The sequence below is a fragment of the Streptomyces hainanensis genome, assembly GCF_004348415.1.
GTDB lineage: Bacteria > Actinomycetota > Actinomycetes > Streptomycetales > Streptomycetaceae > Streptomyces > Streptomyces hainanensis.
In genome coordinates this window covers 1-854 of the sequence record NZ_SMKI01000878.1, presented here as the reverse complement: position 1 = coordinate 854, position 854 = coordinate 1, and the positions used below count along the sequence as shown (strand labels likewise).

Below are 854 nucleotides of genomic sequence, written 5' to 3'. Positions count from 1 at the left end.
CCCGGCCGCGTCCGGATCGCCACCGCGACCGGTTCTCTCGACGACTGCCGCCTCGGGGACGGGGCGATCGGGGCTCACGTTCCGGGAGTTGGAGAAGGCCGCCGACCGCGCCCGGCACCGTCGTGCTGCCCCGCGAGGTGGCCCTGGCGCTGCGCGGCGGCCGTGCCCACCAGGAGCTGACCGCCGAGCCGCCGGAGCCCGGCCCGGTCACCGCACTCGACCCGACCGCCGTGGACGCGGCCGCCGCCGGCGCCGCACAGGCCGCGCTCGCCGTCGTCGAGCAGCTGGCCACCGGCTGGTCCACCGACGGGCCCGCCGTGCTGCGGGCCGGCGGGCTCGGCGCCCGCGAGCTCAAGCGGGCCGCCGTGCTGCTGGACACGCCCGAGCCCGAGGCCGCCTTCTGGATCGAACTCGCGTACGCCGCCGGGCTGCTCGCGCCCGACGGCGAGGCCGACGAGCACTGCGTCCCCACCCCGCGCTACGACGAGTGGCTGGCCCTGCCGGCCGCCGAGCGGTGGGCGGCGCTCGTCACCGCCTGGCTCACCACCACCCGGGTCCCGGGGCTCGTCGGCACCCGGGACAGCAAGGGCCGGCTGCTCGCCGCCCTCGGCCCCGGGCTCGACCGGGGTCCCACCGCGGCGCTGCGCCACCAGGTGCTCGCGCTGCTCGCCGGCCTCCCGGCGGGCCACGCGCCGGCCGCCGAGGGCGTCCAGCGGCGGATCGGCTGGGAGCTGCCCCGGCGGATGCCGGAGACGACCAGGACCACGCTGTGCGCCGCGGTGCTCGCCGAGGCCGACCGGCTCGGCGTCACCGGCCGCGGCGCGCTGGCCGCCTTCACCCGCCCGCTGCTCCGC

1 pseudogene is annotated in these 854 nt (G+C 80.1%); it reads left to right on the top strand.

What is annotated here, in order from left to right:
- Positions 1 to 122: 122 nt before the first annotated feature.
- Positions 123 to 854 (top strand): annotated as a pseudogene (locus tag E1283_RS37920) (DNA-binding protein); the annotation flags it as partial.